The following is a 23,413-nucleotide window of genomic DNA, read 5'->3' as shown; positions in this document are numbered from 1 at the left end:
GCGGCAGGGCGGGCTGTGCTTTCTACTGAGCGCTGGAGCAACCATAGGCGCAGGGCCCGGCATGCCTTGACGCGGAGTCCGGATCCGGCCCGGACTGAAGTTCGATCAGATCGCAGGAATGTCAAGAAAGCGTCAAGAGTTAGGTAAGGTAACGAAGTAGTTGTGCTGAAGCCCGCACCGGCTTCAGCTGCTCGGATCGGGGCGTTCGCATCGCGGCTCCCGCACTGCGAGAAGGGAACGGCCGCTGACTGTCCACCACCTCAACCAGCTCCTGCTCGTCTGCTCGCTCGTTCTGCTCATCGCGGTGGCAGCGGTTCGGATCTCGTCGCGCAGCGGGCTCCCCAGCCTGCTCATCTACCTGGGCATCGGCATCGCCATGGGCCAGGACGGCGTCGGCGACATCCACTTCGACAACGCCGAACTCACCCAGGTCATCGGCTACGCGGCGCTGGTCGTGATCCTGGCGGAGGGCGGTCTCGGTACGAAGTGGAAGGACATCAGGCCGGTACTGTCCGCGGCCACCTCCATGGCGCTGATCGGTGTCGCGGTGAGCGTCGGCGTCACGGCGGTCGGCGCGCACTTCCTGACCGGGCTCGAGTGGCGGCAGTCGCTCATCATCGGAGCGGTGGTCTCGTCGACCGATGCGGCGGCGGTCTTCTCGGTGCTGCGCAGGGTCCCGCTGCCCACGCGCGTGACCGGGGCCCTTGAAGCCGAATCCGGCTTCAACGACGCCCCGGTGGTGATCCTCGTCGTCGCCTTCTCCGCGGCCGGCCCGGTGGAGCACTGGTACACACTGCTGCTGACGATCGTCGCGGAGCTGGCCGTCGGAGCCGCGATCGGCCTCGCGGTCGGCTGGCTCGGCTCCTGGGGCCTGCGGCACGTGGCCCTGCCCGCCTCCGGCCTGTACCCGATCGCCGTCATGGCCATCGCGGTCGCGGCCTACGCGGCCGGTGCGCTGGCCCACGGCAGCGGCTTCCTCGCCGTGTACCTCGCGTCGATGATGCTCGGCAACGCGAAGCTGCCGCACTGGCCAGCGACGCGCGGCTTCGCCGAGGGGCTCGGCTGGATCGCGCAGATCGGCATGTTCGTCCTGCTCGGTCTGCTGGTGACCCCGCACGAACTTGGCGCCGACGTGCTGCCCGCCCTCGTCATCGGTCTGGTGCTGACCATGGTGGCGCGGCCGCTGAGCGTGGTGGTGAGCCTGCTGCCCTTCCGGCTGCCGTGGCAGGAACAGACGCTGATGTCATGGGCCGGCCTGCGCGGCGCGGTGCCCATCATCCTGGCCACGATCCCGATGGTGAACGGCGTCGCCGCCAGTCGCCACATCTTCAACATCGTCTTCGTCCTGGTGGTCGCGTACACCCTGGTCCAGGGCCCGACACTGCCCTGGCTGGCCCGCACGCTGCGCCTGGCCGGCGGCCCCGAGGCCTCCGACCTCGGCATCGAGTCGGCGCCCCTGGAGCGGCTGCGCGGGCATCTGCTGTCCGTCGCGATCCCCGGGGGCTCACGGATGCACGGCGTCGAGGTCAGCGAGCTGCGCCTGCCGGCCGGTGCCGCGGTCACGCTCGTGGTCCGGGAGGGAAAGTCGTTCGTGCCGCTGCCGACCACGGAACTGCGGCGCGGGGACGAACTCCTCGTGGTCACCACCGACCAGGTCCGCGACGCGGCGGAGAAGCGTCTGCGGGCGGTCGGCCAGGGCGGCAAGCTCGCCGGTTGGCTCGGCATGACCGGGAACGGAACGAGCGGGCGCAGGCGTTGAGACCCCGGCCCGGTCGCCGCACACGTCTGGCAATCCCAGGTCGAGCGCCGCATGGTGCCCTGTTTCACAGGGGTCCCGGCCGGGCGTCTCTGTACACTCGAGGCGCACCTGATCGAACCAACTCTGCCTGACGCAGAGCTGGCGCGACCGTATGGCGGCCGGGACGCCCCCGCAGCGGGCGCCGGTATCTACCGCAGTCCGCGCATGAGGACAGCTCTCGGCGCCCCGCGCTACCAGGCGGCAGAAAGGCACGGGCCGTGGCGTCCACGGTCACCTCGAAGTCGTCCCGTCCGGGCTACGGACAGCTGCTGCGCACCCGCGGCGCCTGGACCTTCCTGCTCCCCGGCTTCGCGGCGCGTCAGCCGTTCGCGATGCTCACCCTCTCCATCGTGCTGCTCGTCCAGCACACGACCGGCTCGTACGGCGCCGCGGGCGCCGTCGCGGCGGCCACCGGCGTCTCCATGGCCCTGTTCGCGCCCTACAGCGGCCGTCTCGCCGACCGCCACGGCCAGCGGGCGGTACTGCTTCCCGGCGTCCTGGTGCACGCTGTGGCGGGCGTGTCCCTCACGGCGCTGGCGCTGGCCCACGCGCCGTTGTGGGCCCTGTTCGCGGCCGCCGTCCCGACCGGCGCCTCGGTGCCGCAGATCGGCCCCATGGTGCGGGCCCGCTGGGGCGTGAAGCTCCAGGAATCACCCCTGATGACGACGGCAGCGGCCTTCGAGTCCGTCACCGACGAGCTGACCTTCGTGGTCGGCCCGCTGCTGGCGACCGCCCTGTGCACGGCGGTCGACCCGGCCGCCGGCCTGCTTGCGGAGGCGACCCTGACCCTGGTGGGCGGTGTGCTGTTCGCCGCGCAGAAGAGCACCCAGCCGTCCGTGGCCGCGCACAAGCACGCACACGTGGAGCACGTCTCCGCGCTGCGCGTCCCCGGTGTGCGGGTCCTGATCGCGACCTTCCTGGGTATCGGATCCGTCTTCGGCGGCATGCAGGTCTCGCTCGCCGCGTTCAGCCAGTCGATCGGCGAGCCCGGCCTGAACGGAGTCCTGTACGGGATCTTCGCGGCGGGCAACATGCTCTCCGGCGTCGTGTGCGGCGCCGTCGCCTGGAAGACCGCGCCGCAGCGCCGCCTGGTGATCGGCTACACGGCCCTCGCGGTCGCCGCCTCCGGCCTGTGGACCGCGCACTCGGTACTCGTCCTCGCCGGTCTCGGGCTCCTGGTGGGCATGTGCATCGCACCGTCCCTGATCACCGGCTACACACTGGTCGAGGGGCTGGTCCCGGCGGGCGCCCGCACCGAGGCGTTCACCTGGCTCACCGGCGCCGTCGCGCTCGGCCAGGCGGCGGCGGTCACCGTGGCCGGACAATTGGAGGACCGGCTGTGGGACGGTGCCGGTTTCCTGGTCCCGACGGCCGGAACGGTGCTGGCACTGGCGACCCTGGTGTCTCTGCGGTCCCGGCTGACGACACGCCCGGGCGGCCGCACGGTGGCACGTGGCGTCGGTCACCGCGTGCCGCTCTCGGTGGACTGAACCCGAGGAATGCGTCAGTATAGATCGTCGTTAGCACTCATTAAGTGAGAGTGCCAGGAGGAAGACAAGTGCCGACCTACCAGTACCAGTGCACCGAGTGCGGCGAGGGCCTCGAGGCGGTGCAGAAGTTCACCGACGACGCCCTGACCGAGTGCCCCAACTGCGGTGGCCGCCTGAAGAAGGTGTTCTCCGCGGTCGGCATCGTCTTCAAGGGCTCCGGCTTCTACCGCAACGACAGCCGCGGCTCCTCCTCGAGCAGCAGCCCGGCCTCGTCGAAGCCGTCGAGCTCCACCTCGTCGTCCGGCTCCACCTCGTCCGGCTCCACCTCGTCGGACTCCGGCTCGTCCTCGGGCAGCACCTCCTCGAGCTCCGCCGCATAAGGCCGGCCGACCGCTCCCCCGCCGTCACGGGACGGCGGGGTCCTTGGTGTCCTCCCGGCCAGCTACTGTGCTCGCCATGGAGAACGCAGAGATAGGCGTCATCGGCGGCTCGGGCTTCTACTCCTTCCTCGACGACGTGACCGAGATCCGCGTCGACACCCCTTACGGGGCGCCCAGCGACTCCCTCTTCCTCGGTGAGGTCGCCGGCCGGCGGGTCGCCTTCCTCCCCCGCCACGGCCGCGGCCACCATCTGCCGCCCCACCGCATCAACTACCGCGCCAACCTCTGGGCCCTGCGCTCCGTCGGTGTGCGGCAGGTCCTCGGCCCCTGCGCGGTGGGCGGACTGCGGCCCGAGCTCGGGCCCGGGACCCTGCTCGTGCCCGACCAGCTGGTGGACCGCACGAAGGCCCGGGCGCAGACGTACTTCGACGGGCTCCCCCTGCCCGACGGCACCGTGCCGAACGTGGTGCACGTGTCCCTCGCCGACCCGTACTGCCCCGTCGGCCGTGCCGCCGCGCTGCGTGCCGCGCGCGGGCGGGACTGGGAGCCGGTGGACGGCGGCACGCTGGTGGTGGTCGAGGGCCCGCGTTTCTCCACTCGCGCCGAGTCGCTGTGGCACCGGGCGCAGGGCTGGTCCGTGGTGGGCATGACCGGTCACCCCGAGGCGGCACTCGCCCGTGAACTGGAGCTCTGCTACACGTCGTTGACACTGGTCACGGATCTGGACGCGGGCGCGGAGACCGGCGAGGGCGTCTCGCACGACGAGGTGCTGAGGGTCTTCGCGGGAAATGTGGACCGGCTGCGGGGCGTGCTGTTCGACGCGGTGGCCGCGCTGCCGGCCGACGAGAAGCGGGACTGCCTGTGCAGGACGGCGCTGGGCGGGATGGATCCGGGGTTCGAGCTGCCGTGACCGTGACGGCGGCCGCGTCGGCCATGAGGGCGGCCGCGTCGACCGTGCCGGCGGCAGCGGACGAGGACTGAGGCGGGGCGGGCGCAGGGACAGGGGCAGAGGCACGGCAGGGGAGGGCGACGGCGTCCGGAACCTCACGTTCGGGTGAGCGAGTTGTCCACAACCGGCCGGTGGTCCACGGGCGTCGGCGGACTTCGCCGCGAGGCCTCATCGTTGGTCGCGTCCCGATCTCGCGACGCAGGTGGTGGTCAGCATGGCCCGGTTCTCCCCCTCCCCACAGCCCTCGTATCTCGCCCCTTCCGTGCCCCGCGTCGGCACGGACTCCTCCGTGACGCACATGCCACCGGAGGGATCCGCACCCGCACATCGCGGGGAAGCCCTCATGGCACCGCCCTATGGAGAAGGCCTCGTGCGGCGGGCCCGCGGACCCGCCTTCGGCCACCCGCCCCATGAGGACGTCCCCATGGTCCTGCCGTGCGCGGATGGCCCGGCGCCCCCACCCGAGGCGGATCTCGCGGGCCGTGCGGACACACCGCCCAGGTGCACGGTGCCGCACTTCGCCCCCGTGCGTGTGCGCGGCGGGTGCCACGGGCTGCGGCGCCTCGCTAGGCACCGCAGGAGGGCCGTGGCCATGGGCCTGGCGGTCACGGCGGCCTCCCTCGTGGCCGCAGGGCCGGGGGGCTCCGGGGACGCTCGGGCACACCCGGACGCCGTCGCGCATCCGCGGGCGGCACCCGGGCCCGCGCCGGAGCAGGGCGCGGTCGGGACGGTGACGGCGCCGGTGCGGATCGCTGACGGGGCCTCGGTGCGGTTGCTGCGGCCCGGCGCGAAGGTCGACGTGATCGCCGCCGACGGTGACGGCGGCGCGAAGGTCGTGGCGGCCGGGGCACTTGTCACGCGGGTGCCGGAGGTCGATCCCACCGAGAACGGCGCGCTGGTCGTGCTGTCCGTACCGCGCACCACGGCCGCCCGTCTGGCCGGTGCCGGCGCCGCCTCACGGCTGACGGTGACGCTGTGCTGATCCGCCCGCCGGACCCCGTTCCCCGATCACGGATTCCGGTTCACCCGGCATGGACTGGACAGGCACGGGACACCCTGCCGTAGGTTGCGGAGCTGTTCGTTCCGCTGTTTGTGCAGTCGAGGAGGGGCTCACTGGTGAGCGAGAAGAAGGAGCCGGGGCTCATGCAGGGCTTCAAGGCTTTCCTGATGCGGGGAAACGTCGTCGATCTGGCGGTTGCGGTCGTCATCGGCGCCGCTTTCACCAACATCGTCAACTCCGTGGTGAAGGGAGTGATCAACCCGGTCGTGGGTGCCCTCGGCACCAAGAGCCTGGACAGCTACAGCTCCTGCCTCCGGGAACCCTGCACGGGCACCGGTGACACCGCGACGGGCGTGCGCATCCTGTGGGGCTCGGTCCTCGGCGCCACGCTCAACTTCCTGATCACGGCCGCCGTCGTCTACTTCCTGATGGTCTTGCCCATGGCCAAGTTCCTGGCCCGCCAGGAGGCCCGCCGCAGGGCCAAGGAAGGCACGCAGGAGGTGGTCGGCGTGACGGAGCTGGAGGTGCTCAAGGAGATACGCGACACGCTGGTCGCGCAGCGGGGACCGGGCCGCGGCTGAGGTCGGTCGTTTGGATCGGGTCGGCCGGAAGATACCGCGCCACGCGACGCCGACGTGATCCAGATGACAGGCCGTAGGACCTGGTCCGCGGGCGGCGGGGCCGCATCGCTCAGCGATGGCGATGCGGCATCGCGCGCACGCCGCTCACAGGTGGTGGGGCGGCTTCTCGTCGAGGAAGCGCGCCAGATCGGCGGCGCTGTCCCCGCTCGGCCGGGGACGCTCGCCCCACCCCTGGTCCGTGTCGTCCGAGGACTGCCGGCTCAGCGGGTCGTCGAAGACCAGGGCGTCCTTGGGATCGGGCTTCGGGTCCTGTCGATCACGGGCGGGGGTGGTGCTCATGCCACCAGCGTACGTCCACGGTGTCCTGGGCGGACGCCCCGGGATCCCGGGCTCCTGACACATGTCGGTGGCCGATGGGCGACACAGGCCAGCTGGATTACGACCCGGGTGGTGGTGACCGGAAAATGCCGAAGGATCATGGGGCCATGACAGTTGACGGGCTGACGGATGTCATGGGCCTGCGTGTGGGTCACGCCACACGGATCGGCGACGGCTGGCTCACCGGCACCACGGTCGTCCTCGCCCCGGAGGGCGGGGCGGTCGCGGCGGTGGACGTGCGGGGCGGCGGGCCGGGCACGAAGGAGACCGACGCGCTCGATCCCCGCAACCTGGTGCAGAAGGTCGAAGCGGTCGTGCTGACCGGCGGCAGCGCCTACGGACTCGACTCGGCGTCGGGCGTGATGGCCTGGCTGGAGGAGCGCGGGCGTGGTGTGCGGGTCGGGCCCGGACCGACGCATGTGGTGCCGGTCGTGCCCGCCGCCTGCGTCTTCGACCTGGGACGCGGCGGCGACTTCGCAGCCCGGCCTGACGCGGCCGTCGGCCGGGCCGCCGTGGAGGCGGCCGCCTCGAGCGAGCCGGGCGCGCAGGTGCCGGAGGGCTGTGTGGGGGCGGGCACGGGAGCGACGATCGGACCCGTCAAGGGCGGCGTCGGCACCGCGAGCACGGTGCTGGACTCGGGTGTCACGGTGGGCGCCCTGGTCGTGTGCAACGCGGTGGGTTCGGCGTTCGACCCCGGAACAGGTGCCCTCTACGGGGAGTTGTTCCAGGGCGGGGCCGAGCGTCCCGCACCTGACGTGCACGACGCGGCGCGGCGGCGGCTGGCCGGGCTCGCCGCACACCGACCGCAGCCCCCGCTGAACACCACCGTCGCCGTCGTGGCGACCGACGCCGAACTCACCAAGGCCCAGGCGCAGAAGCTCGCGGGTGTGGCGCACGACGGCATCGCGCGCGCCGTGCGTCCGGCCCATCTGCTCACCGACGGGGACACGGTGTTCGGGTTGGCGACCGGGACGCGTCCCCTCGACTCCACGAGCCCTCTCGCACTGAACGAGGTGCTGGCGGCGGGCGCGGACCTCGTGACGCGCGCGATCGTACGGGCGGTGCGCGCCGCCGAGTCGGTGGACGCACCGGGCGGAACCTGGCCCTCGTACACGGAGTTGTACGGCGCCCGGTAGTCGCCGGGGCAGGCGATTGTCCCGGTTCTGTCACGCGATGGCGTAGACGGCGACGAGCGGGAACCCGTGGTCGTGGCATTCGCTCTTTCTCCACGTACTCGAGCGGAACCCCCACACCATGACGAATCTGGAGAAGCCCGTGACAACGCCGGACATGCGAGCGCGGCGCGTACTGGCGGCCTGCGCCGCCCTGATGGTCGGCGCCCTGACCCTCACCGCCTGCGGCGGCGACGCCAAGGCCGACAACAACAAGAACGGGGCCGGTGCGCAGGACTCACCCAAGACCTCGGCCGCCAGGATCGTCATCTCCGCGAAGGACGGTTCGACCGGCGCGTCGATCAATACGACCGGAGTGAAGGTCAGCGACGGAAAGCTGACGGAGGTGAAGATGACGGTGGCCGGGGCCGGCACGGCCGTGCCCGGCGAGGTGTCCGCGGACGGGACGTCCTGGAAGCCGGGGCAGCAGCTCGAGCGCGGGACGAAGTACGAGATCTCGGCCACGGCGAAGGACGCGGACAACCGTGTGGCGGCCGCCAACTCGATATTCACCACGGTCACATCTGCCGACAGCTTCATCGGGACGTACACGCCCGACAACGGGACGACGGTCGGCGTCGGGATGCCGGTGTCCTTCACCTTCGACAAGGCGATCAGCAACAAGAAGAGCGTGCAGTCCCACATCACGGTGACCTCCAGCAGCGGGCAGCAGGTCGTCGGGCACTGGTTCGGGGCGCAGCGGCTGGACTTCAGGCCCGAGGAGTACTGGAAGGCCGGCTCCAAGGTCACGATGAAGATCGACCTCGACGGGGTCGAGGGCGCGAACGGCGTCCACGGGGTGCAGAAGAAGACCGTGTCCTTCACCATCGGCCGCTCGCAGGTCTCCACGGTCGACGTCCGGACCCAGACCATGACGGTCGTACGGGACGGCGGGACGCTCAGGACGGTTCCGATCTCGTCGGGCAGCCCGCAGCACACCACGTACAACGGCCAGATGGTGATCTCCGAGAAGTTCGTGCAGACCCGTATGAACAGCAGGACGGTCGGTCTGGGCGGCGAGTACGACATACCGGACGTGCCGCACGCGATGCGGCTGACCGCCTCGGGCACCTTCATCCACGGCAACTACTGGTACAACAAGGGCAACCCGCCCTTCGGCCGCGAGGGCACGAGCCACGGCTGCGTCGGCATGCAGGACGTACGGGGCGCGCGGGCCGACTCGACCGCCAAGTGGTTCTACGACAACTCGCTCGTCGGGGACGTCGTGATCGTCAAGAACTCCCCCGACAAGACGGTCGCACCGGACAACGGACTCAACGGCTGGAACGTCCCATGGAGCACCTGGACCGCCGGAAGTGCCGCCTGACCAGCACGGCATGACGATCGATCGGGTCGCGCGGGAACACACCGCGCGGCCCGTCCGTTTTCCCACCGTACGTTTTCTCGGTTCCCGGACATGATGTCCGACCGAGGGGCTACGGTATGCACCCACAAGGTGACATGCAGCGACGCCGGGAGAAACCTTGAGCGTTCCGTACGAGACGGCGGCGTACGAGCCAGCCGAGTCGCCCGAGGCTCCGGAGGAGCACCTCGCGCGACTCCTCGGCCGCGCCCTGAACTCCTTCGAGCTGCCGGACGAGACGATGGTGCGGCTCGACTGCGCGCTGGCGTACGACAGTTCCCTGCACTCCGCGCACCACAGCGCGGGGCTGCACCGGGAAACCTACCGGCATACATGGCTGCTCGCGGACGGTTCGGCGGTCACGCTGTGGGAGCTCGTGCACAACACCGGGCCGGACGGTCACCTGGAGCACGAGGTGTACGTGGACGAAGAGGAGCTGCGCGCCGCCACGTCCCGGCTGCCGCTGCCGCCGGACACCCCCGACTTCGAACTGCCCGTGCTCGTACAGCCCTCGCCCGTTCCCGAGCCCCGCCATGCGTACGCTCCGGACGACTCGGCCGACCACGTGCGCCGGCTGCTGCGCCGGGCGGAGAACCCGGACCCCCCGGACGGTGATCTCGCGAGGTTACTGCTGGGCTCCGCCCTCGCCCACGAGATCACACAGGCCTTCGGCCGTCCGTCCCGGGCCGCCCAGGCAGGTCTGTCCTACGCGCTCTACGAGCATGCGTTCCTGCTGCGGGACGGCCGCGAGGTGTCCCTGTGGGAGGTCGAGCACACGGCGACGCCCGACGGCCGGCACATGTGCGAGGTGTATCCGTCCGAGGAGGCGGCGCGGGAGGCGATGGAGCGGCGCGCGGCGACGCTCGGCTGACCCGGGGCGACACCCGTCCGACCCGGCGCGCACCCTCCGGGGCACACGGTCTAGGAGCGGCCCTCGTCGAACTGCCGCATGAGGCCCGCGAAGGCGTCGCGTTCGGCCGGGGTGAGTTCGACGGACTCCACGGCCGGCCCCTGCTTCGGCTGACGGGGAAGAGCACCGAGCCTGTTGCGGTAACGCCGGGCAGCCTCCTCGTAGCGGCGGCGGCGCAGAATGCGGCCCGCACAGACGATCCAGACTGCGCTCGCCAGGGCGAGCAAGGGCACACCCAGCAGTTGGAAGATCGACGTGTCGGCAGGCATGCCCCAAGTAGACACCACGATCCGGGCTTTTGGCCCCGGACCGTGACGCATATCGCAGATACGACGAGTGCCCCGAAGTACCCAGAGCGGTCGCAATGGACACCTCGAAACGGGTCCCTCGCCACGCGGGCCACGCAGTGTCCACAGCCCGCCCGACGCGGCTCGGCCGCAACCCCCTCGGAGGGGTTGCGGCCGAGCGGCGTGACGATGTCCGGGCGGTCAGGCGGCGACCGGCTGCTGGGACTCTTCGAGCGCCACTGTCGCCGCTCCCGGCGCCTGCTTACCGCCGGCCTCGTGGCTCTGCCTGCGCATTCCCTTCAGAACGACCACCAGGGCCGTGGTCACGCACACGCCGGCGGCGATCGCGACCAGGTAGAGGAACGGGTTGCCGATCAGCGGGACCACGAAGATGCCGCCGTGCGGGGCGCGCAGGGTGGCTCCGAAGGACATCGACAGGGCGCCGGTGACCGCACCGCCGACCATCGACGAGGGGATCACGCGCAGCGGATCCGCCGCGGCGAACGGGATGGCGCCCTCGGAGATGAAGGAGGCGCCGAGCACCCAGGCGGCCTTGCCGTTCTCCCGCTCGGTCTGGGTGAAGAGCCTGCCGCGCACGGTCGTCGCCAGTGCCATCGCCAGCGGCGGGACCATACCGGCGGCCATCACCGCGGCCATGATCCTCATCGCCGAGTCGCTCGGGTCGGAGACCGCGATCCCGGCCGTCGCGAAGGTGTAGGCGACCTTGTTGACCGGGCCGCCCAGGTCGAAGCACATCATCAGGCCCAGCAGCGTGCCGAGCAGGATCGCGTTGGCGCCGGAGAGGCCGTTCAGCCAGTCGGTCATGCCCTTCTGCGCGGATGCGATGGGTTTGCCGACGACCACGAACATCAGGAACCCGACGACCGCCGAGGAGATCAGCGGGATCACCACCACCGGCATGATGCCGCGCAGCGCAGGGGCGATCCTGACCCGCTGGATCGCCATCACCACACCGCCCGCGAGCAGACCGGCCACCAGACCGCCGAGGAAGCCCGCGTTGATGGTGAGCGCGATCGAGCCGCCCACGAAGCCGGGCACAAGGCCCGGCCGGTCCGCCATGCCGTAGGCGATGTAGCCGGCCAGGACCGGGATGAGGAAGTTGAAGGCCACGCCGCCGATCTGGAACAGCAGCGCACCCCAACTGTCCGCCTGCGTCCACACGAAGTGGTCCATGACCGACGGGGCCTTGTTGATCCTGTAGCCGCCGATCGCGAAGCCGACGGCGATGAGCAGTCCGCCCGCCGCGACGAACGGGACCATGTAACTGACACCGGACATCAACCACTTGCGCAGCCTGGTGCCGTAGCCCTCGCCGGCGTCACCGGAACGCTCGACCGGCGTCCCCGCGGCGGCGTCAGCGGTCACCTCGCCGCGGGCGGCCCTGCCGCGCACCTCGGCGATGAGCTCGGCGGGGCGGTTGATCCCCGCCTTCACCCCGACGTCCACGGTCGGCTTCCCGGCGAAGCGCTCCTTGTCCCGCACGGGGACGTCATGGGCGAAGATCACACCGTCCGCCGCCGCGATCACGGCCGGGTCGAGCCGGGTGAACCCGGCCGAACCCTGAGTCTCGACGACGACTTCGACGCCCGCTCCACGGCCCGCGTTCTCGAGCGACTCGGCGGCCATGTACGTGTGCGCGATTCCGGTGGGGCAGGAGGTGACGGCGACGATCCTGAACGGACCTTCGGCGGCATCCGGCCGCGGGGCGGTCCCGTCCTCGGCGCGCGCATCCGTCATGGGGGGCGCGCCGTCCGCAGCTGCGCCGGAGGGGGCCGTTCCCGTCGGCACCGTCTCCCCGGACGACGCGGCCCCGGCCGCGGGCGCCTCGTCCCCGCGGATGAGTGCCGCCGCGGCCGCCGCGTCGTCCACGGCCCGCAGCGCGGACGTGAACTCGGCGTTCATGAGCTGGCGGGCGAGGGAGGACAGGATCGTCAGATGGGCGTCGTCCGCACCCGCCGGGGCGGCGATCAGGAAGATCAGGTCGGCGGGACCGTCCGGGGCGCCGAAGTCGATGCCCCGCGCGCTGCGCCCGAAGGCGAGGGTCGGCTCGGTGACGTGCTCGCTGCGGCAGTGCGGGATGCCGATGCCGCCGTCGAGCCCGGTCGGCATCTGCGCCTCGCGCGCCGCGACGTCGGCGAGGAAGCCGTCCAGGTCGGTCACCCGGCCCTCGGTCACCATCCGCTCGGCGAGGGCGCGAGCCGCCGCCTCCTTGGTTTCGGCGGACAGGTCGAGATCGACCAGGTCCGCGGTGATCATCTCGCTCATCGCGGGCTCCTTCGCACGCGTATCGCCCGGGGGGTCTCATGGGCGTCGGTGGGGACGGGTATGCGGTGGGGTGGTACGGCGGAGGGCGGGACGGCCGGGTGGCCGGGGGAGACCCGCCTCCGGGTGGCGGTGGGAGTGGTCGGCTCCCGCCGCGGTTCGAGGGATGTGGGACTTCCGGTCATGACGCGGGCTCCGTGAGAACGCGGTCCACGGGCACCTCCGACGTGACCGTCACGGCGGACGGATCCAGATCGGCCGGGGTCGGCATCACGCTGCCGGGCAGCTGGACCGCGGCGGCACCGTGGGCGACGGCGGAGGCCAGTGCCTTCGGGCCGCTGCCGCCGGCGATCAGGAAACCTGCGAGGGAGGCGTCACCTGCGCCGACGTTGCTGCGTACGACGTCGACGCGCGCGCTGCCGAACCAGACACCGTCGGCCGACACGAGCAGCTGGCCGTCCGCACCGAGGCTTGCCAGCACGGCGCCCGCGCCCAGCTCGCGCAGTTCCTCCGCGGCCTTCACCGCGTCGCCCACCGTGGCGAGGGGACGTCCTACGGTCTCGGCGAGTTCCTCGGCGTTCGGCTTCACCACGTCGGGGCGTTCCCGCAACGCCTCCCGCAGGGCGGGCCCCGAGGTGTCCAGTGCGATCCGGGCCCCGGCCGCATGGGCGCGGGCCACCAGGTCCGTGTACCAGGAGGGGGCCAGGCCGCGCGGGAGGCTGCCGCAGCAGGTGACCCAGCCGGTCTCGGCCGCGCGGTACTGCTCGCGGACCGTCTCCAGCAGGAGTTCGGCCTCGGCGGCGGAGAGCTCGGGACCGGGTGCGTTGATCTTGGTGAGGGCGCCGTCGGGCTCGGCGACCGAGATGTTGGAGCGGGTGGCACCGGCGATCGGGACGGGCGCGACCTCGATGCCCTGTGCGTGCAGCAGATCGGCGACGAGCGCACCCGGCGCGCCGCCCAGGGGCAGGACGGCGACCGTGCGCCGCCCCGCGGCCGCGACCGCCCGCGAGACGTTCACGCCCTTGCCGCCCGGGTCCATCCGTTCGCCGGTGGCGCGGATGACCTCACCGCGGCCGAGGGAGGGGACCTCGTAGGTGCGGTCGAGGGAAGGGTTCGGGGTGACGGTGAGGATCATGCGCGCACTACTTCCGTGCCGCCGCTCTCGATCGCGGCGGCGTCCTCGGGGCTCAGCCCGCTGTCGGTGATGAGCAGGTCCACGTCGCCGAGCTCGCCGAACCGGGCGAAGTGCTCCTGACCGTGCTTGGAGGAGTCGGCCAGCAGCACCACGCGGCGTGCGGCGCGGATCGCGGCGCGCTTGACGGCGGCCTCGGCGAGATCGGGCGTGGTCAGTCCGTGATCGGCGGAGAAGCCGTTGGCCGCGATGAACGCCACGTCGGCGCGGATCTCGCCGTACGCGCGCAGCGCCCAGGCGTCCACGGCGGCGCGCGTGCGGTGCCGTACGCGCCCGCCCACCAGATGGAGCTGGATACCGGGGTGGTCCGCGAGGCGGGCCGCTGTGGGCAGGCTGTGCGTGACCACCGTGAGCGTCGCGTCCAGGGGGACGGCGCCGGCCAGCCGGGCGACGCTCGAGCCGGCGTCGAGGATCATCGTGCCCTCGCCCGGCAGCTCCGCGAGGGCCGCCTTCGCGATCCGGTCCTTCTCGTCGGCCGCGGTGGACTCCCGTTCCGCGAGGTCGGGCTCGAAGTCCAGGCGTCCGACGGGTATGGCACCGCCGTGCACCCGGCGCACCAGTCCGGCCCGGTCCAGGGCCTTCAGATCGCGCCGGATCGTTTCCGCCGTGACCTGGAACTCCTCGGCCAGGGACACCACGTCCACCCGCCCGCCGTCACGGGCGAGCCGGAGGATCTCCTGCTGCCGCTCCGGTGCGTACATGTCCGTTCGCCTCCGCCTCGTGCCCGAACGTGTGGTTTCCCTGGGAGGCTACGTCTGGATTGCTGAAAAGTAAACGGGTTCGGGCATGGATCCGGACATAAACGGGCCCGGGGCCTTGTGCGGGCTGTGCCGCCACACGCGGCTGCGCCCGGCGGTCTCGCGCAGAACGCGACCGCCGGGCGCCGTCGACCACCGCTCGGGAGACGACCACCGCTCAGCTGACGAGCACCGGCTCCGGCTCCCCGGCCTGCTCCTCCTCCGTGTCCGGCGCCCCCTCCATGTGCTGCGCCGGCCGCTTCGGCAGGGCGAACATCAGCAGGAAGATCACCCCCAGTACGGCCGCCACCCAGCCCAGCGCGTACTGGAAGGCGTGCACGAAGGCCGGTCCCATCTGCGCCGGGGCCAAGCGGTCGGCGATCCGCCCGAAGAAGACCACCGACACCAGGCCGAGACCCAGCGCGTTGCCCATCTGCTGCACCGTGTTGATCAGGCCGGAGGCCGAACCGGAGTGCTCCTGCGGCACATCGGACAGGACCGCGTCCGTCAGCGGCGCGACGATGAGCCCCATTCCGGCCCCCATCACCACGAGGGGCAGGGCCATCTGCCAGGACGCTATGGCGAGGCCGTACCGATCGGACTCCCAGATGTAGAGGAGCACACCCACCGCCATCACCAGCGCGCCGGCCTGAAGCACCTTGCGGCCGAAGCGCGGGACCAGCTTCTGCACGGACATCCCGGCCGCGGTGGAGACCGCGAGCGAGAACGGCACACCCGTCAGGCCCGCCCGCAGCGCGCTCCAGCCCAGGCCGACCTGCATGTACAGCGTCCACACCAGGAAGAAGATCCCGAGGCTGACGCCGAAGACTGTCTGCACCGCGATGCCCGCCGCGAAGCTCTTCACGCGGAAGAGGGAGAGTTCGACCAGCGGGGAGCCGTCCCGCCGGCTCTTGTGCCTCTCGTAGGCCACGAGCACCGCGAAGACGACGAGCGCTCCCGCCATCGACGCGTACCCCCACAGCGGCCAGCCCAGCTCACGACCGCGCGTGAGCGGGTAGAGCAGCATCAGCAGACCCAGCGTGACCAGGGCGACGCCGACGAGGTCGAGGCGCAGGGCCCGCGGCGCCCGGGACTCCGCGATGAAACGCCGGCCCAGAAGCAAGGCACCGACACCGACCGGCAGGTTGATCAGGAAGATGGGCCGCCACTCGAGGCCGAAGAGGTTCCACTCGGTCAGCAGTGCGCCGAGGAGCGGTCCGGAGACGGCTCCGAGGCCGACGATCGCGCCGAAGAGGCCGAAGACCTTGCCCCGCTCGTGTGCCGGGAAGGTGGCGTGCACGATCGACAGCACCTGCGGCACCATCAGCGCGGCCATCGCGCCCTGCAGGATCCGCGAGGCGACGAGCATCTCCGGGTTCGCCGCGAAGCCGCACAGCGCCGAGGCGAGCGTGAAGCCGCCTATGCCGATCAGGAAGAGGCGCTTGCGCCCGTGGATGTCGCCGAGCCGGCCGCCGGTGATGAGCCCGGCGGCGAAGGCGAGCGCGTACCCCGCGGTGATCCACTGGATCTGGCCGAAGGACGCGCCCGCGTCCCGCTGGATCGACGGGATCGCGATGTTGACGATCGTGACGTCGACCAGATCCATGAAGGCCGCGGTCATCACGATGGCGAGCGCGAACCAACGCCTTCGGTCGCCCGCGCCGCCGGCCGCGGTGCTGCTGAGTGTGCTCTCGGTGGAGGTCATGGCCCGACGTTAGGACGCCATTAGGTCGAATCGTGTCCTAGTTCTGCGGCATCCTCGGATTCATGACGACGGACACTCCCGCCCGGCTCCTGCAGTTGCTCTCCCTGCTCCAGACCCCGCGCGAATGGCCGGGCGGCGAGCTCGCCGAGCGGCTCGGAGTCTCCCGGCGCACGGTCCGCCGGGACATCGACCGGCTGCGCGAGCTGGGCTACCCGGTCCAGGCCACCAAGGGCGCCGACGGCGGATACCGGCTGGTCGCGGGGAAGGCCATGCCGCCGCTCGTGCTCGACGACGAGGAGGCCGTGGCGATCGCGGTCGGGCTGCGGGCCGGCGCCGGACATGCGGTCGAGGGCGTCGACGAGGCGTCCGTGCGGGCCCTGGCCAAGCTGGAGCAGGTGCTGCCGGCCCGGCTGCGCCATCGCGTCGCCACGCTCCAGGCCGCCACCACTCATCTGACCAGTGGTGACGGGGCGAGCATCGCGCCCGAGACACTGACCGTGATGGCCTCGACGATCGCGGGCCACGAGCGGCTGCGGTTCGGCTACCGCTCCGGGGACGGAACCCGGTCACGGCGTCTGACCGAGCCGTACCGGCTGGTCTCGACGGGACGCCGCTGGTACCTCGTCGCCTACGACCTCGAGCGGGACGACTGGCGGACGTTCCGGGTCGACCGGGTCGCCGAGCCGTCGGCGACGGGCGCCCGGTTCGCGCCGCGCGAACTGCCGACGGGGAGCGCGGCGGAGTATCTGCGCCGGTCGGTGTACCGGCGGCAGGAGACATACGAGTTCGAGGCGACCTTCGCCGCACCGGCGGAGCTGGTCGCCGCCCGCCTGCCCCACTGGTTCGAGCCGCCGGAGCCGCTCGGCGAGGGTGAGTGCCGGCTGCGCGGCGCGGCGAGCGACTCCGTGGAGTGGCTCGCGGTGCGGCTCGCCATGGTCGGCTGCGAGTTCACGGTGCATCGCCCGGAGCAACTCATCACGCGGACAAGGGAACTGGGTGAGCTACTCGGCCGGGCGGCGCAGGCGCCGCAGCCCTGAGAGACGGGGCTCAGCCGATCTCCCACACGAAGTCCCGCAGGGCCTCCAGGTTACGGACGGCGAGGCAGGCCGGACCGTTCGGGCCGGCGGCCGATTCGTTGCCCGCGGCCCAACTCTCCACCGCCACGCGCACGGAGGCACTGGCGAGGGCGGCGGCGAAGCGGAGAGCGGGGGTGATGTCCACCGACGCCTCGTCACCTCCCTGGGTACGCGCCGCCAGCACCTCGGCGAGTTCCTGCTCCCCCGCCTGGCAGATCTCGGCCCACACCTTGGTGAGCGCGGGGTTGGGGCCGGTGAGGCGCAGCAGGGCGCGCACCCACTGGAGGGACCTCGCGGAGACTCCGACCCCGGGGGTCAGGGTGTGGACCACCGCGTGATGCAGGGCCTCGGCGACGGAGAGGTCCGCGGGGGCGTCGCGGACGGCCTGCGCCCACTGGTGCGCACCCGCCGAGAACAGCGGGGCGAGCGCCTCCTCCTTGGTCGCGAAGTACCGGTAGAAGGTGCGCGGTGCGACCCCGGCGGCACGGGCGATGTCCTCCGCGCGGGTGGCGCGCAGGCCGTCGGCCATGAAGAGCCCTGCCGCGGCCCGGGCGATCTCCATCCGGGTCGCCGCCTTGCGTCGTTCGGTGAGCGACAGGGCCTCGGGGTCTTGCGCCGTACGGCCGGAGGACGCCCCGGTCATACGCTTGGTACCGGTCACGACGGCAGGTTATGCCGCTGTGGCACAATCTGCCATTCGTGGCCGCCCCGGGGTTCAGGTCCGGGGCGGCCCGTCGATTTCTGCCGCCCGCGGCGGGGCAGTAAAGGAGCCGGGCCCCGGCGCCAGGGGGGAGTGGCGCCGAAGCCCGGCTCGGGAGAGCCCCGGCACCGGGGGGAGGTGCGTCGGGACTCGGCTCGTGGGGGCCGCACGATGCGGCCCGTGCCCTGCGGGACCTGGAGGTCTTGTGCCCCGGACCCGGCGGGTTGAAGCGACGGAACGCGCCAAGTCCGTGCGGCGCGGCGGGCCGCCCGGGGGGTGGCGTCGCCGTCGGCCGCCCGGGCGGAAGCCGTCAGGCCGCCGCGTCGAAGCCCGTCTGCCGCGCGAGCTTCTTCAGCTCCAGCAGCGCGTGCTTCTCGATCTGCCGGATGCGCTCACGCGTCAGTCCGTGCTCCTTGCCCACCTCCGTGAGCGTGCGCTCCCGGCCGTCCTCGATGCCGTACCGCATCTTGATGATCGAGGCCGTCCGCTCGTCGAGCCGTCCGATCAGGTCGTCCAGTTCCTCGCTGCGCAGCAGCGTGAGCACCGACTGCTCCGGGGACACCGCGGAGGTGTCCTCCAGCAGGTCGCCGAACTGGGTCTCGCCCTCGTCGTCCACCGACATGTTCAGGGAGACCGGGTCACGGGCCCAGTCGAGGACGTCGCTGACGCGGTCCGCCGAGGAGTCCAACTCGGCCGCGATCTCGGCCGGCTCGGGGTCGCGCCCGTGCTCACGGTTGAACTCCCGCTGGACACGGCGGATCCGGCCCAGCTCCTCGACCAGGTGCACGGGCAGCCGGATGGTCCGGGACTGGTCCGCGATGGACCGCGTGATCGCCTGACGGATCCACCAGGTCGCGTAGGTCGAGAACTTGAAGCCCTTGCGGTAGTCGAACTTCTCGACCGCGCGCACCAGCCCCGCGTTGCCTTCCTGGATCAGGTCGAGCAGCGGGAGACCGCTGCGCGGGTAGCGCCGCGCCACGGCGACGACGAGCCGGAGGTTCGAGCGGATGAAGATGTCCTTGGCCCGCTCGCCGGCGGCGACCAGGGCCTCGAGCTCCTCAGGGGTGGCCTCGGCCTTGGCCTTCTCCTCCCCGTCGAGGATCTGGCGTGCGAACACACCCGCCTCGATGACCTGGGACAGCTCGACCTCCCTCGCGGCGTCGAGCAGCGGCGTGCGAGCGATCTCGTCGAGGTACATGCCGACCAGGTCGCGATCGGCGATCTCGCCGCCATGGGCGCGAACACTGTTAGCCGCGTCGACGGTCTCGCTCTCGGCGGACTTGCGACGGGCGACGGCACGGGTTGCCATGCGTGCTCCCTTGCGATGGTGGGCTGGCGGTGGTCCTGTGACGCTTCGGTCACCCTCCCGGGTGCCCTGCATCCGATGGAAACAACGACTGGAATCAGGACAGAATTCCCAACGGGCCCCTCAATTTTTCTGATCATGCAGTACCCTGTGCCGCCACCAGGGAGGCCGGATGCTGTCCGAATTCAGAGAGGTGCAGGTCAGGCCGGGAGTCGAGAGCGACCTCGGGGCCCTCACCGACCTCTACAACCACTATGTGCGCGAGACGCCCATCACCTTCGACACCGCGGTCTTCACCCCGCAGGAGCGACGTCCCTGGCTGCTCTCCCATCCTGAAGACGGGCCGCACCGCCTGATGGTTGCCACGGAGCCCGAATCGGGGACGATTCTCGGGTACGCCACATCCAGCGCCTTCCGGCCGAAGCCGGCGTACGCGACCTCGGTGGAGGTCACGGTCTACCTCGCCCCGCAGGCCACGGGACGCGGCGTCGGCACACGTCTCTACAGTGCCCTCTTCGAGTCCCTCGCCGGGCAGGACCTGCACCGGGCGTACGCGGGCATCGCCCAGCCCAACGAGGCGTCCGTGCGACTGCACGAGCGCCTGGGCTTCCGGCACATCGGCACATACCGCGAGGTGGGGTACAAGTTCGGCCGCTACTGGGACGTGGCCTGGTACGAGAAGGAGCTCTGACGGCGGAGCCCTGCGCGCGCCGCGCTCGTGCGGAAGGCGGGCGGCCATGCATGCCGCCGCCCGCCGTCGCGTCCGCGAAGTTCCGGTGGCCGCCCGGACCCCCGCCGACGGTCAGCCGAACTGCACCGACCGCTTCGCCAGACCCATCCAGAACCCGTCGATCACCGACTTCTGCGCGTCGAGCTCACCGGTCGCGTCCGCCGCGCCCAGGGTCACGAACAGCGGGGCGAAGTGCTCCGTGCGGGGGTGGGCCAGGCGGCCCGCCGGGGACTTGCGGACGAAGTCGACGAGCGAGTCGACGTCGCCGGCCTCCAGCGCGCGGTGCCCCCAGTCGTCGAACTCCGCCGACCAGCCCGGCACTCCCCCGCCCGGCTGCCGCAGGGCCGCCAGGTTGTGGGTGAAGAATCCCGAACCGAGGATCAGGACGCCCTCGTCGCGCAACGGCGCCAGCTTCCGGCCGATCTCCATGAGCCTCAGCGGATCGAGGGTCGGCATGGAGACCTGAAGGACCGGGATGTCGGCCCCCGGATACATCTCGACCAGCGGAACGTACGCGCCGTGGTCGAGACCGCGTTCCGGCACGTCCTGTACGGGGATGCCGGGGGCGCGCAGCAGCTTGCGCACCACTTCGGCGAGTTCGGGGGCGCCCGGGGCCCCGTACCGCACCCGGTAGTAGTGCTCGGGGAAGCCCCAGAAGTCGTAGACCAGCGGGACCGTCTCCACGGCGCCGAGCGCCAGCGGCGCCTCCTCCCAGTGGGCGGACACCACCAGGATCGCCTTGGGGCGGGGCAGGTCCGCGGACCAGGCGGCGAGCTGGCCGGGCCAGACCGGGTCGTCGGCGAGCGGGGGTGCGCCATGGCTCAGATAGAGGGCGGGCATGCGCTCGGGCACGGTGCGCTCCTCGGTGACGGCGGGCATGGCGGCCACTCCCTTCGCGACTTGCTTGAAGTCTCAAGTTATATCCGTCAGCCTACTCCGCACTTGTTTAACCTTCAAGAAGGAGCCTCGTAGAGTGGTCCCATGACGACGGCACCCGCTGATGACACACGCTGGCTCACCGACGAGGAGCAGCGCATCTGGCGTGCGTACATGCACGCCGTCACTCTTCTCGAGGACCACCTCGACCGCCAGCTCCAGCGCGACGCGGGCATGCCGCACGTGTACTACGGACTGCTCGTCCAGCTCGCCGAGGCGCCGCAGCGGCGGCTGCGGATGACGGAGCTGGCCATGCGGGCGAAGATCACGCGCTCCCGGCTCTCGCATGCCGTCGCCCGCCTCGAGAAGAACGGCTGGGTGCGGCGCGAGGACTGCCCTTCGGACAAGCGCGGGCAGCTCGCGGTCCTCACCGACCAGGGATACGCGGTGCTGTCGGACACCGCGCCGGGGCATGTGGCCGCCGTGCGCCAGGCCCTCTTCGACCGGCTCACCCCCGAACAGCAGAAGTCCCTCGGCGAGATCATGTCGATCATCGCCGAGGGTCTGCAGCCCTCGGAGGCGGGCGCCGACCTGCCCTGGCTGCGCTGAGCCACCGGGCGGATCGGCGCCGACACGGGTGTGCCCCGGCCCCCGCGGGGGCCGGGGCACACCCGGAGTGCTCGGACGAGGCGTCCCGGCCCTCGTCCGTGGTGTCCGGCTCGCCTTCGGGGCCAAGCCCCTCGGGCTCACTCCCGTGACCTGCCGGTGGACGGACGACCACCGGCCACGGTCAGTGGGCGACCACCGGAACGTGCAGCTCGTCCTCGGCGCCCGTGCCCGTGTCCTGGCCGGAGACCGACGCCGCGCCGGGGCGGCCGGCGTTGACGAGGGTCAGGGCGATGGCCGCGGCCACCACGAGGATGCCGACGGCGAACCAGATCGCGCTCGCGTAGCCGTGCACCTGTCCCTGCAGCTGGACCAGCTGCGACTGCGACTTCGAGGTGGCGGTCGCGATGTGGTCCTTGATGTAGGACGTGGTCGCCGAGGCCGCGATCGTGTTCAGCAGGGCCGTGCCGATCGCGCCGCCCACCTGCTGCGAGGTGTTGACCATCGCGGAGGCGACACCTGCGTCCCGCGGCTGCACGCCGTGCGTGGCCAGGGCCATGGCCGGCATGAACGCCGTACCCATGCCGAGGCCGAGCAGCAGCATGGCCGGCAGGATCAGGGCCGCGTAGGCCGAATCGAGCTCGATCTGGGCCAGCAGGAACATACCGGCGGCCGCGACCAGGAATCCGGGGCCCATCAGCAGCCGCGCCGGCACACGGGTCATCAGCCGGGCGCCGATCTGGGTCGAGCCCGTGATCATGCCCGCGATCATGGGCAGGAAGGCGAAGCCGGTCTTGACCGGCGAGAAGCCCTTCACGACCTGCAGGTAGTAGGTCAGGAAGAGGAACGTGCCGAACATCGCGATGATCGCGAGACCGAGGGAGAGGTAGACACCGCCGCGGTTGCGGTCGGTGATGACACGCAGCGGCAGCAGCGGAGCCTTGACCTTGGCCTCGGTGATCACGAAGGCCACGAGCAGCACCGCGGACGCGACGAACAGGCCGACCGTCATGGAGTCGCCCCAGCCGTCCGACTCGGCACGCGTGAAGCCGTAGACGAGCGAGACCAGACCGAGGGTGGAGAGGATGACACCCGGGATGTCGAGCGGCGAGCGGTTGCGGCCGCCCTCCGGCTCCCGGATGACCAAGTAGGCGCCCGCCGCCGCGACAACGGCGAAGGGGATGTTGACGAAGAACGTCCAGCGCCAGTCCAGGTACTCGGTGAGGAAGCCACCGAGGATCAGGCCGACGGCGCCACCGCCACCGGCGATCGCACCGTAGATGCCGAACGCCTTGGCGCGCTCCTTGGCGTCCGTGAACATGACCGCGAGCAGGGAGAGCGCGGCAGGGGCGAGGAGTGCGCCGAAGATGCCCTGGAGGGCACGGGAGCCGAACATCATCGCGCCGCTCTGCGCGGCACCGCCGAGCGCGGAGGCGAGGGCGAAGCCGCCGAGGCCGATGACGAAGGCGCGCTTACGGCCCCACAGGTCCGCGACACGGCCGCCGAAGAGCAGCAGACCACCGAAGGCCAGGGCGTAGGCGGTCACCACCCACTGGCGGTTGCCGTCGGATATCCCCAGGTCCTGCTGGGCGGACGGAAGCGCGATGTTCACGATGGTGGCGTCGAGGACGACCATCAGCTGGGCGAGTGCGATGAAGACGAGGGCCCGCCAGCGACTCGGGTCGGGGGCGGAGGCGCCCGGGATGTTTCGGGCTGTTTCAGACATGGAGGTATCCACTTCGGGACTTCGTGACGGAAAAGTCAGGACTCGGGAGCGAAAAGGGATCGTGCGGAAAGAGGGCAGGCGGAAGGGAGGGCGGGAAGGCGTGGCCCGTCGACGGTGACGGCTGGGACGCCTGTCATGTCACAGCTGTCCGGCGTCTGTCACAGCTGT

The 23,413-nt window shown here is 71.4% G+C and carries 22 protein-coding genes; 12 read left to right on the top strand and 10 right to left on the bottom strand.

All coding sequences use genetic code 11. From position 1 onward, the window contains the following. Nucleotides 1-187 precede the first annotated feature (187 nt). From RCR19_RS21385 to mscL, 6 genes are all read left to right on the top strand, one after another. Complete coding sequence (locus tag RCR19_RS21385; protein ID WP_331269510.1) at nt 188-1,759, top strand: potassium/proton antiporter; 1,572 nt, start codon at nt 188-190, stop codon at nt 1,757-1,759. Between the two features lie 257 nt (nt 1,760-2,016). Then, nucleotides 2,017-3,288: an MFS transporter gene (locus RCR19_RS21380; protein WP_331266585.1), complete on the top strand. Its 1,272-nt coding sequence runs from the start codon at nt 2,017-2,019 to the stop codon at nt 3,286-3,288. A gap of 68 nt (nt 3,289-3,356) precedes the next feature. After that, nucleotides 3,357-3,668 (top strand): FmdB family zinc ribbon protein, encoded by a 312-nt coding sequence (locus RCR19_RS21375; protein WP_059130654.1) that lies wholly within the window; start codon nt 3,357-3,359, stop codon nt 3,666-3,668. Between the two features lie 76 nt (nt 3,669-3,744). Continuing rightward, nucleotides 3,745-4,578, top strand: a complete 834-nt coding sequence (locus RCR19_RS21370) for an S-methyl-5'-thioadenosine phosphorylase (protein ID WP_331266584.1) — start codon at nt 3,745-3,747, stop codon at nt 4,576-4,578. A 631-nt stretch (nt 4,579-5,209) separates the two neighbouring features. Further along, on the top strand, nt 5,210-5,599 hold the full coding sequence (locus tag RCR19_RS21365) for a hypothetical protein (protein WP_331269509.1): 390 nt from the start codon (nt 5,210-5,212) through the stop codon (nt 5,597-5,599). 134 nt (nt 5,600-5,733) lie between these two features. Further along, nucleotides 5,734-6,198, top strand: a complete 465-nt coding sequence (gene mscL, locus RCR19_RS21360) for a large conductance mechanosensitive channel protein MscL (protein ID WP_059130651.1) — start codon at nt 5,734-5,736, stop codon at nt 6,196-6,198. A 144-nt stretch (nt 6,199-6,342) separates the two neighbouring features. Here mscL and RCR19_RS21355 read toward each other — a convergent pair whose 3' ends face one another. Next, the gene (locus RCR19_RS21355; protein WP_331266583.1) at nt 6,343-6,537 is read right to left on the bottom strand and encodes a hypothetical protein; all 195 of its coding nucleotides are present in this window, start codon (nt 6,535-6,537) and stop codon (nt 6,343-6,345) included. Nucleotides 6,538-6,683: 146 nt separating this feature from the next. On the opposite strand from RCR19_RS21355, the gene RCR19_RS21350 reads away from it, so the two are divergent. The 3 genes from RCR19_RS21350 to RCR19_RS21340 all read left to right on the top strand — a co-directional run bounded on the left by RCR19_RS21350 (nt 6,684) and on the right by RCR19_RS21340 (nt 9,982). Further along, nucleotides 6,684-7,712, top strand: coding sequence for a P1 family peptidase (locus tag RCR19_RS21350; protein WP_331266582.1), 1,029 nt, complete (start codon nt 6,684-6,686; stop codon nt 7,710-7,712). Between the two features lie 139 nt (nt 7,713-7,851). Continuing rightward, entirely contained in the window at nt 7,852-9,075 is a 1,224-nt protein-coding gene (locus RCR19_RS21345; RefSeq protein WP_331269508.1) for an Ig-like domain-containing protein, read from the top strand. A gap of 157 nt (nt 9,076-9,232) precedes the next feature. Then, nucleotides 9,233-9,982, top strand: coding sequence for a DUF6227 family protein (locus RCR19_RS21340; RefSeq protein ID WP_059130648.1), 750 nt, complete (start codon nt 9,233-9,235; stop codon nt 9,980-9,982). 50 nt (nt 9,983-10,032) lie between these two features. On the opposite strand, the gene RCR19_RS21335 is transcribed toward RCR19_RS21340, so the two are convergent. The 5 genes from RCR19_RS21335 to RCR19_RS21315 all read right to left on the bottom strand — a co-directional run bounded on the left by RCR19_RS21335 (nt 10,033) and on the right by RCR19_RS21315 (nt 16,225). Then, nucleotides 10,033-10,290 carry a hypothetical protein gene (locus RCR19_RS21335; protein ID WP_059130647.1) on the bottom strand — a complete coding sequence of 86 codons (258 nt, stop codon included), beginning with the start codon at nt 10,288-10,290 and terminating at the stop codon, nt 10,033-10,035. A 219-nt stretch (nt 10,291-10,509) separates the two neighbouring features. After that, complete coding sequence (locus tag RCR19_RS21330) at nt 10,510-12,594, bottom strand: fructose-specific PTS transporter subunit EIIC (protein WP_331266581.1); 2,085 nt, start codon at nt 12,592-12,594, stop codon at nt 10,510-10,512. Between the two features lie 178 nt (nt 12,595-12,772). Next, complete coding sequence (gene pfkB / locus RCR19_RS21325) at nt 12,773-13,726, bottom strand: 1-phosphofructokinase (protein WP_331266580.1); 954 nt, start codon at nt 13,724-13,726, stop codon at nt 12,773-12,775. Beyond that, the gene (locus tag RCR19_RS21320) at nt 13,723-14,484 is read right to left on the bottom strand and encodes a DeoR/GlpR family DNA-binding transcription regulator (protein WP_331266579.1); all 762 of its coding nucleotides are present in this window, start codon (nt 14,482-14,484) and stop codon (nt 13,723-13,725) included. The genes pfkB and RCR19_RS21320 overlap by 4 nt, the downstream gene beginning before the upstream one ends. A 214-nt stretch (nt 14,485-14,698) precedes the next feature. Then, nucleotides 14,699-16,225: an MFS transporter gene (locus tag RCR19_RS21315; RefSeq protein WP_331266578.1), complete on the bottom strand. Its 1,527-nt coding sequence runs from the start codon at nt 16,223-16,225 to the stop codon at nt 14,699-14,701. Nucleotides 16,226-16,287: 62 nt separating this feature from the next. Between RCR19_RS21315 and RCR19_RS21310 the strand changes: the two genes are divergently transcribed. Next, nucleotides 16,288-17,262, top strand: a complete 975-nt coding sequence (locus RCR19_RS21310) for a YafY family protein (RefSeq protein ID WP_331266577.1) — start codon at nt 16,288-16,290, stop codon at nt 17,260-17,262. A 10-nt stretch (nt 17,263-17,272) separates the two neighbouring features. Here the strand turns inward: RCR19_RS21310 and RCR19_RS21305 are convergent, their stop codons facing one another. Both RCR19_RS21305 and RCR19_RS21300 read right to left on the bottom strand, forming a co-directional pair. Then, nucleotides 17,273-17,944, bottom strand: coding sequence for a TetR family transcriptional regulator (locus RCR19_RS21305; RefSeq protein ID WP_331269507.1), 672 nt, complete (start codon nt 17,942-17,944; stop codon nt 17,273-17,275). A gap of 367 nt (nt 17,945-18,311) precedes the next feature. Further along, nucleotides 18,312-19,310 carry a sigma-70 family RNA polymerase sigma factor gene (locus RCR19_RS21300; protein ID WP_331266576.1) on the bottom strand — a complete coding sequence of 333 codons (999 nt, stop codon included), beginning with the start codon at nt 19,308-19,310 and terminating at the stop codon, nt 18,312-18,314. Between the two features lie 169 nt (nt 19,311-19,479). On the opposite strand from RCR19_RS21300, the gene RCR19_RS21295 reads away from it, so the two are divergent. Beyond that, complete coding sequence (locus RCR19_RS21295; RefSeq protein ID WP_331266575.1) at nt 19,480-19,998, top strand: GNAT family N-acetyltransferase; 519 nt, start codon at nt 19,480-19,482, stop codon at nt 19,996-19,998. A gap of 111 nt (nt 19,999-20,109) precedes the next feature. On the opposite strand, the gene RCR19_RS21290 is transcribed toward RCR19_RS21295, so the two are convergent. Continuing rightward, nucleotides 20,110-20,916 carry a class III extradiol ring-cleavage dioxygenase gene (locus RCR19_RS21290; RefSeq protein ID WP_331266574.1) on the bottom strand — a complete coding sequence of 269 codons (807 nt, stop codon included), beginning with the start codon at nt 20,914-20,916 and terminating at the stop codon, nt 20,110-20,112. A 102-nt stretch (nt 20,917-21,018) separates the two neighbouring features. On the opposite strand from RCR19_RS21290, the gene RCR19_RS21285 reads away from it, so the two are divergent. Beyond that, nucleotides 21,019-21,522: a MarR family transcriptional regulator gene (locus RCR19_RS21285; protein ID WP_331266573.1), complete on the top strand. Its 504-nt coding sequence runs from the start codon at nt 21,019-21,021 to the stop codon at nt 21,520-21,522. Between the two features lie 181 nt (nt 21,523-21,703). Here RCR19_RS21285 and RCR19_RS21280 read toward each other — a convergent pair whose 3' ends face one another. After that, a complete protein-coding gene (locus RCR19_RS21280; RefSeq protein WP_059130637.1) occupies nt 21,704-23,245 on the bottom strand; it encodes an MFS transporter in 1,542 nt (513 codons plus the stop codon). Nucleotides 23,246-23,413 lie beyond the last annotated feature (168 nt).

Origin of the sequence: Streptomyces sp. WAC07094 (assembly GCF_036320405.1) — a bacterium.
Lineage (GTDB): Bacteria > Actinomycetota > Actinomycetes > Streptomycetales > Streptomycetaceae > Streptomyces > Streptomyces lannensis.
The sequence above is the reverse complement of the archived record's forward strand: the minus strand, read 5'-3'. Positions and strand labels throughout refer to the sequence as shown.

What these genes read in the sequence shown, in the direction of transcription:
- RCR19_RS21370 (WP_331266584.1), top strand. Translation starts at nt 3,745, where the DNA reads ATGGAGAACGCAGAGATAGGCGTCATCGGCGGCTCGGGCTTCTACTCC.
- RCR19_RS21365 (WP_331269509.1), top strand. Translation starts at nt 5,210, where the DNA reads ATGGGCCTGGCGGTCACGGCGGCCTCCCTCGTGGCCGCAGGGCCGGGG.
- RCR19_RS21355 (WP_331266583.1), bottom strand. Translation starts at nt 6,537, where the DNA reads ATGAGCACCACCCCCGCCCGTGATCGACAGGACCCGAAGCCCGATCCC.
- RCR19_RS21350 (WP_331266582.1), top strand. Translation starts at nt 6,684, where the DNA reads ATGACAGTTGACGGGCTGACGGATGTCATGGGCCTGCGTGTGGGTCAC.
- RCR19_RS21335 (WP_059130647.1), bottom strand. Translation starts at nt 10,290, where the DNA reads ATGCCTGCCGACACGTCGATCTTCCAACTGCTGGGTGTGCCCTTGCTC.
- RCR19_RS21330 (WP_331266581.1), bottom strand. Translation starts at nt 12,594, where the DNA reads ATGAGCGAGATGATCACCGCGGACCTGGTCGATCTCGACCTGTCCGCC.
- pfkB (WP_331266580.1), bottom strand. Translation starts at nt 13,726, where the DNA reads ATGATCCTCACCGTCACCCCGAACCCTTCCCTCGACCGCACCTACGAG.
- RCR19_RS21320 (WP_331266579.1), bottom strand. Translation starts at nt 14,484, where the DNA reads ATGTACGCACCGGAGCGGCAGCAGGAGATCCTCCGGCTCGCCCGTGAC.
- RCR19_RS21315 (WP_331266578.1), bottom strand. Translation starts at nt 16,225, where the DNA reads ATGACCTCCACCGAGAGCACACTCAGCAGCACCGCGGCCGGCGGCGCG.
- RCR19_RS21310 (WP_331266577.1), top strand. Translation starts at nt 16,288, where the DNA reads ATGACGACGGACACTCCCGCCCGGCTCCTGCAGTTGCTCTCCCTGCTC.
- RCR19_RS21305 (WP_331269507.1), bottom strand. Translation starts at nt 17,944, where the DNA reads ATGACCGGGGCGTCCTCCGGCCGTACGGCGCAAGACCCCGAGGCCCTG.
- RCR19_RS21300 (WP_331266576.1), bottom strand. Translation starts at nt 19,310, where the DNA reads ATGGCAACCCGTGCCGTCGCCCGTCGCAAGTCCGCCGAGAGCGAGACC.
- RCR19_RS21295 (WP_331266575.1), top strand. Translation starts at nt 19,480, where the DNA reads ATGCTGTCCGAATTCAGAGAGGTGCAGGTCAGGCCGGGAGTCGAGAGC.
- RCR19_RS21290 (WP_331266574.1), bottom strand. Translation starts at nt 20,916, where the DNA reads ATGCCCGCCGTCACCGAGGAGCGCACCGTGCCCGAGCGCATGCCCGCC.
- RCR19_RS21285 (WP_331266573.1), top strand. Translation starts at nt 21,019, where the DNA reads ATGACGACGGCACCCGCTGATGACACACGCTGGCTCACCGACGAGGAG.
- RCR19_RS21280 (WP_059130637.1), bottom strand. Translation starts at nt 23,245, where the DNA reads ATGTCTGAAACAGCCCGAAACATCCCGGGCGCCTCCGCCCCCGACCCG.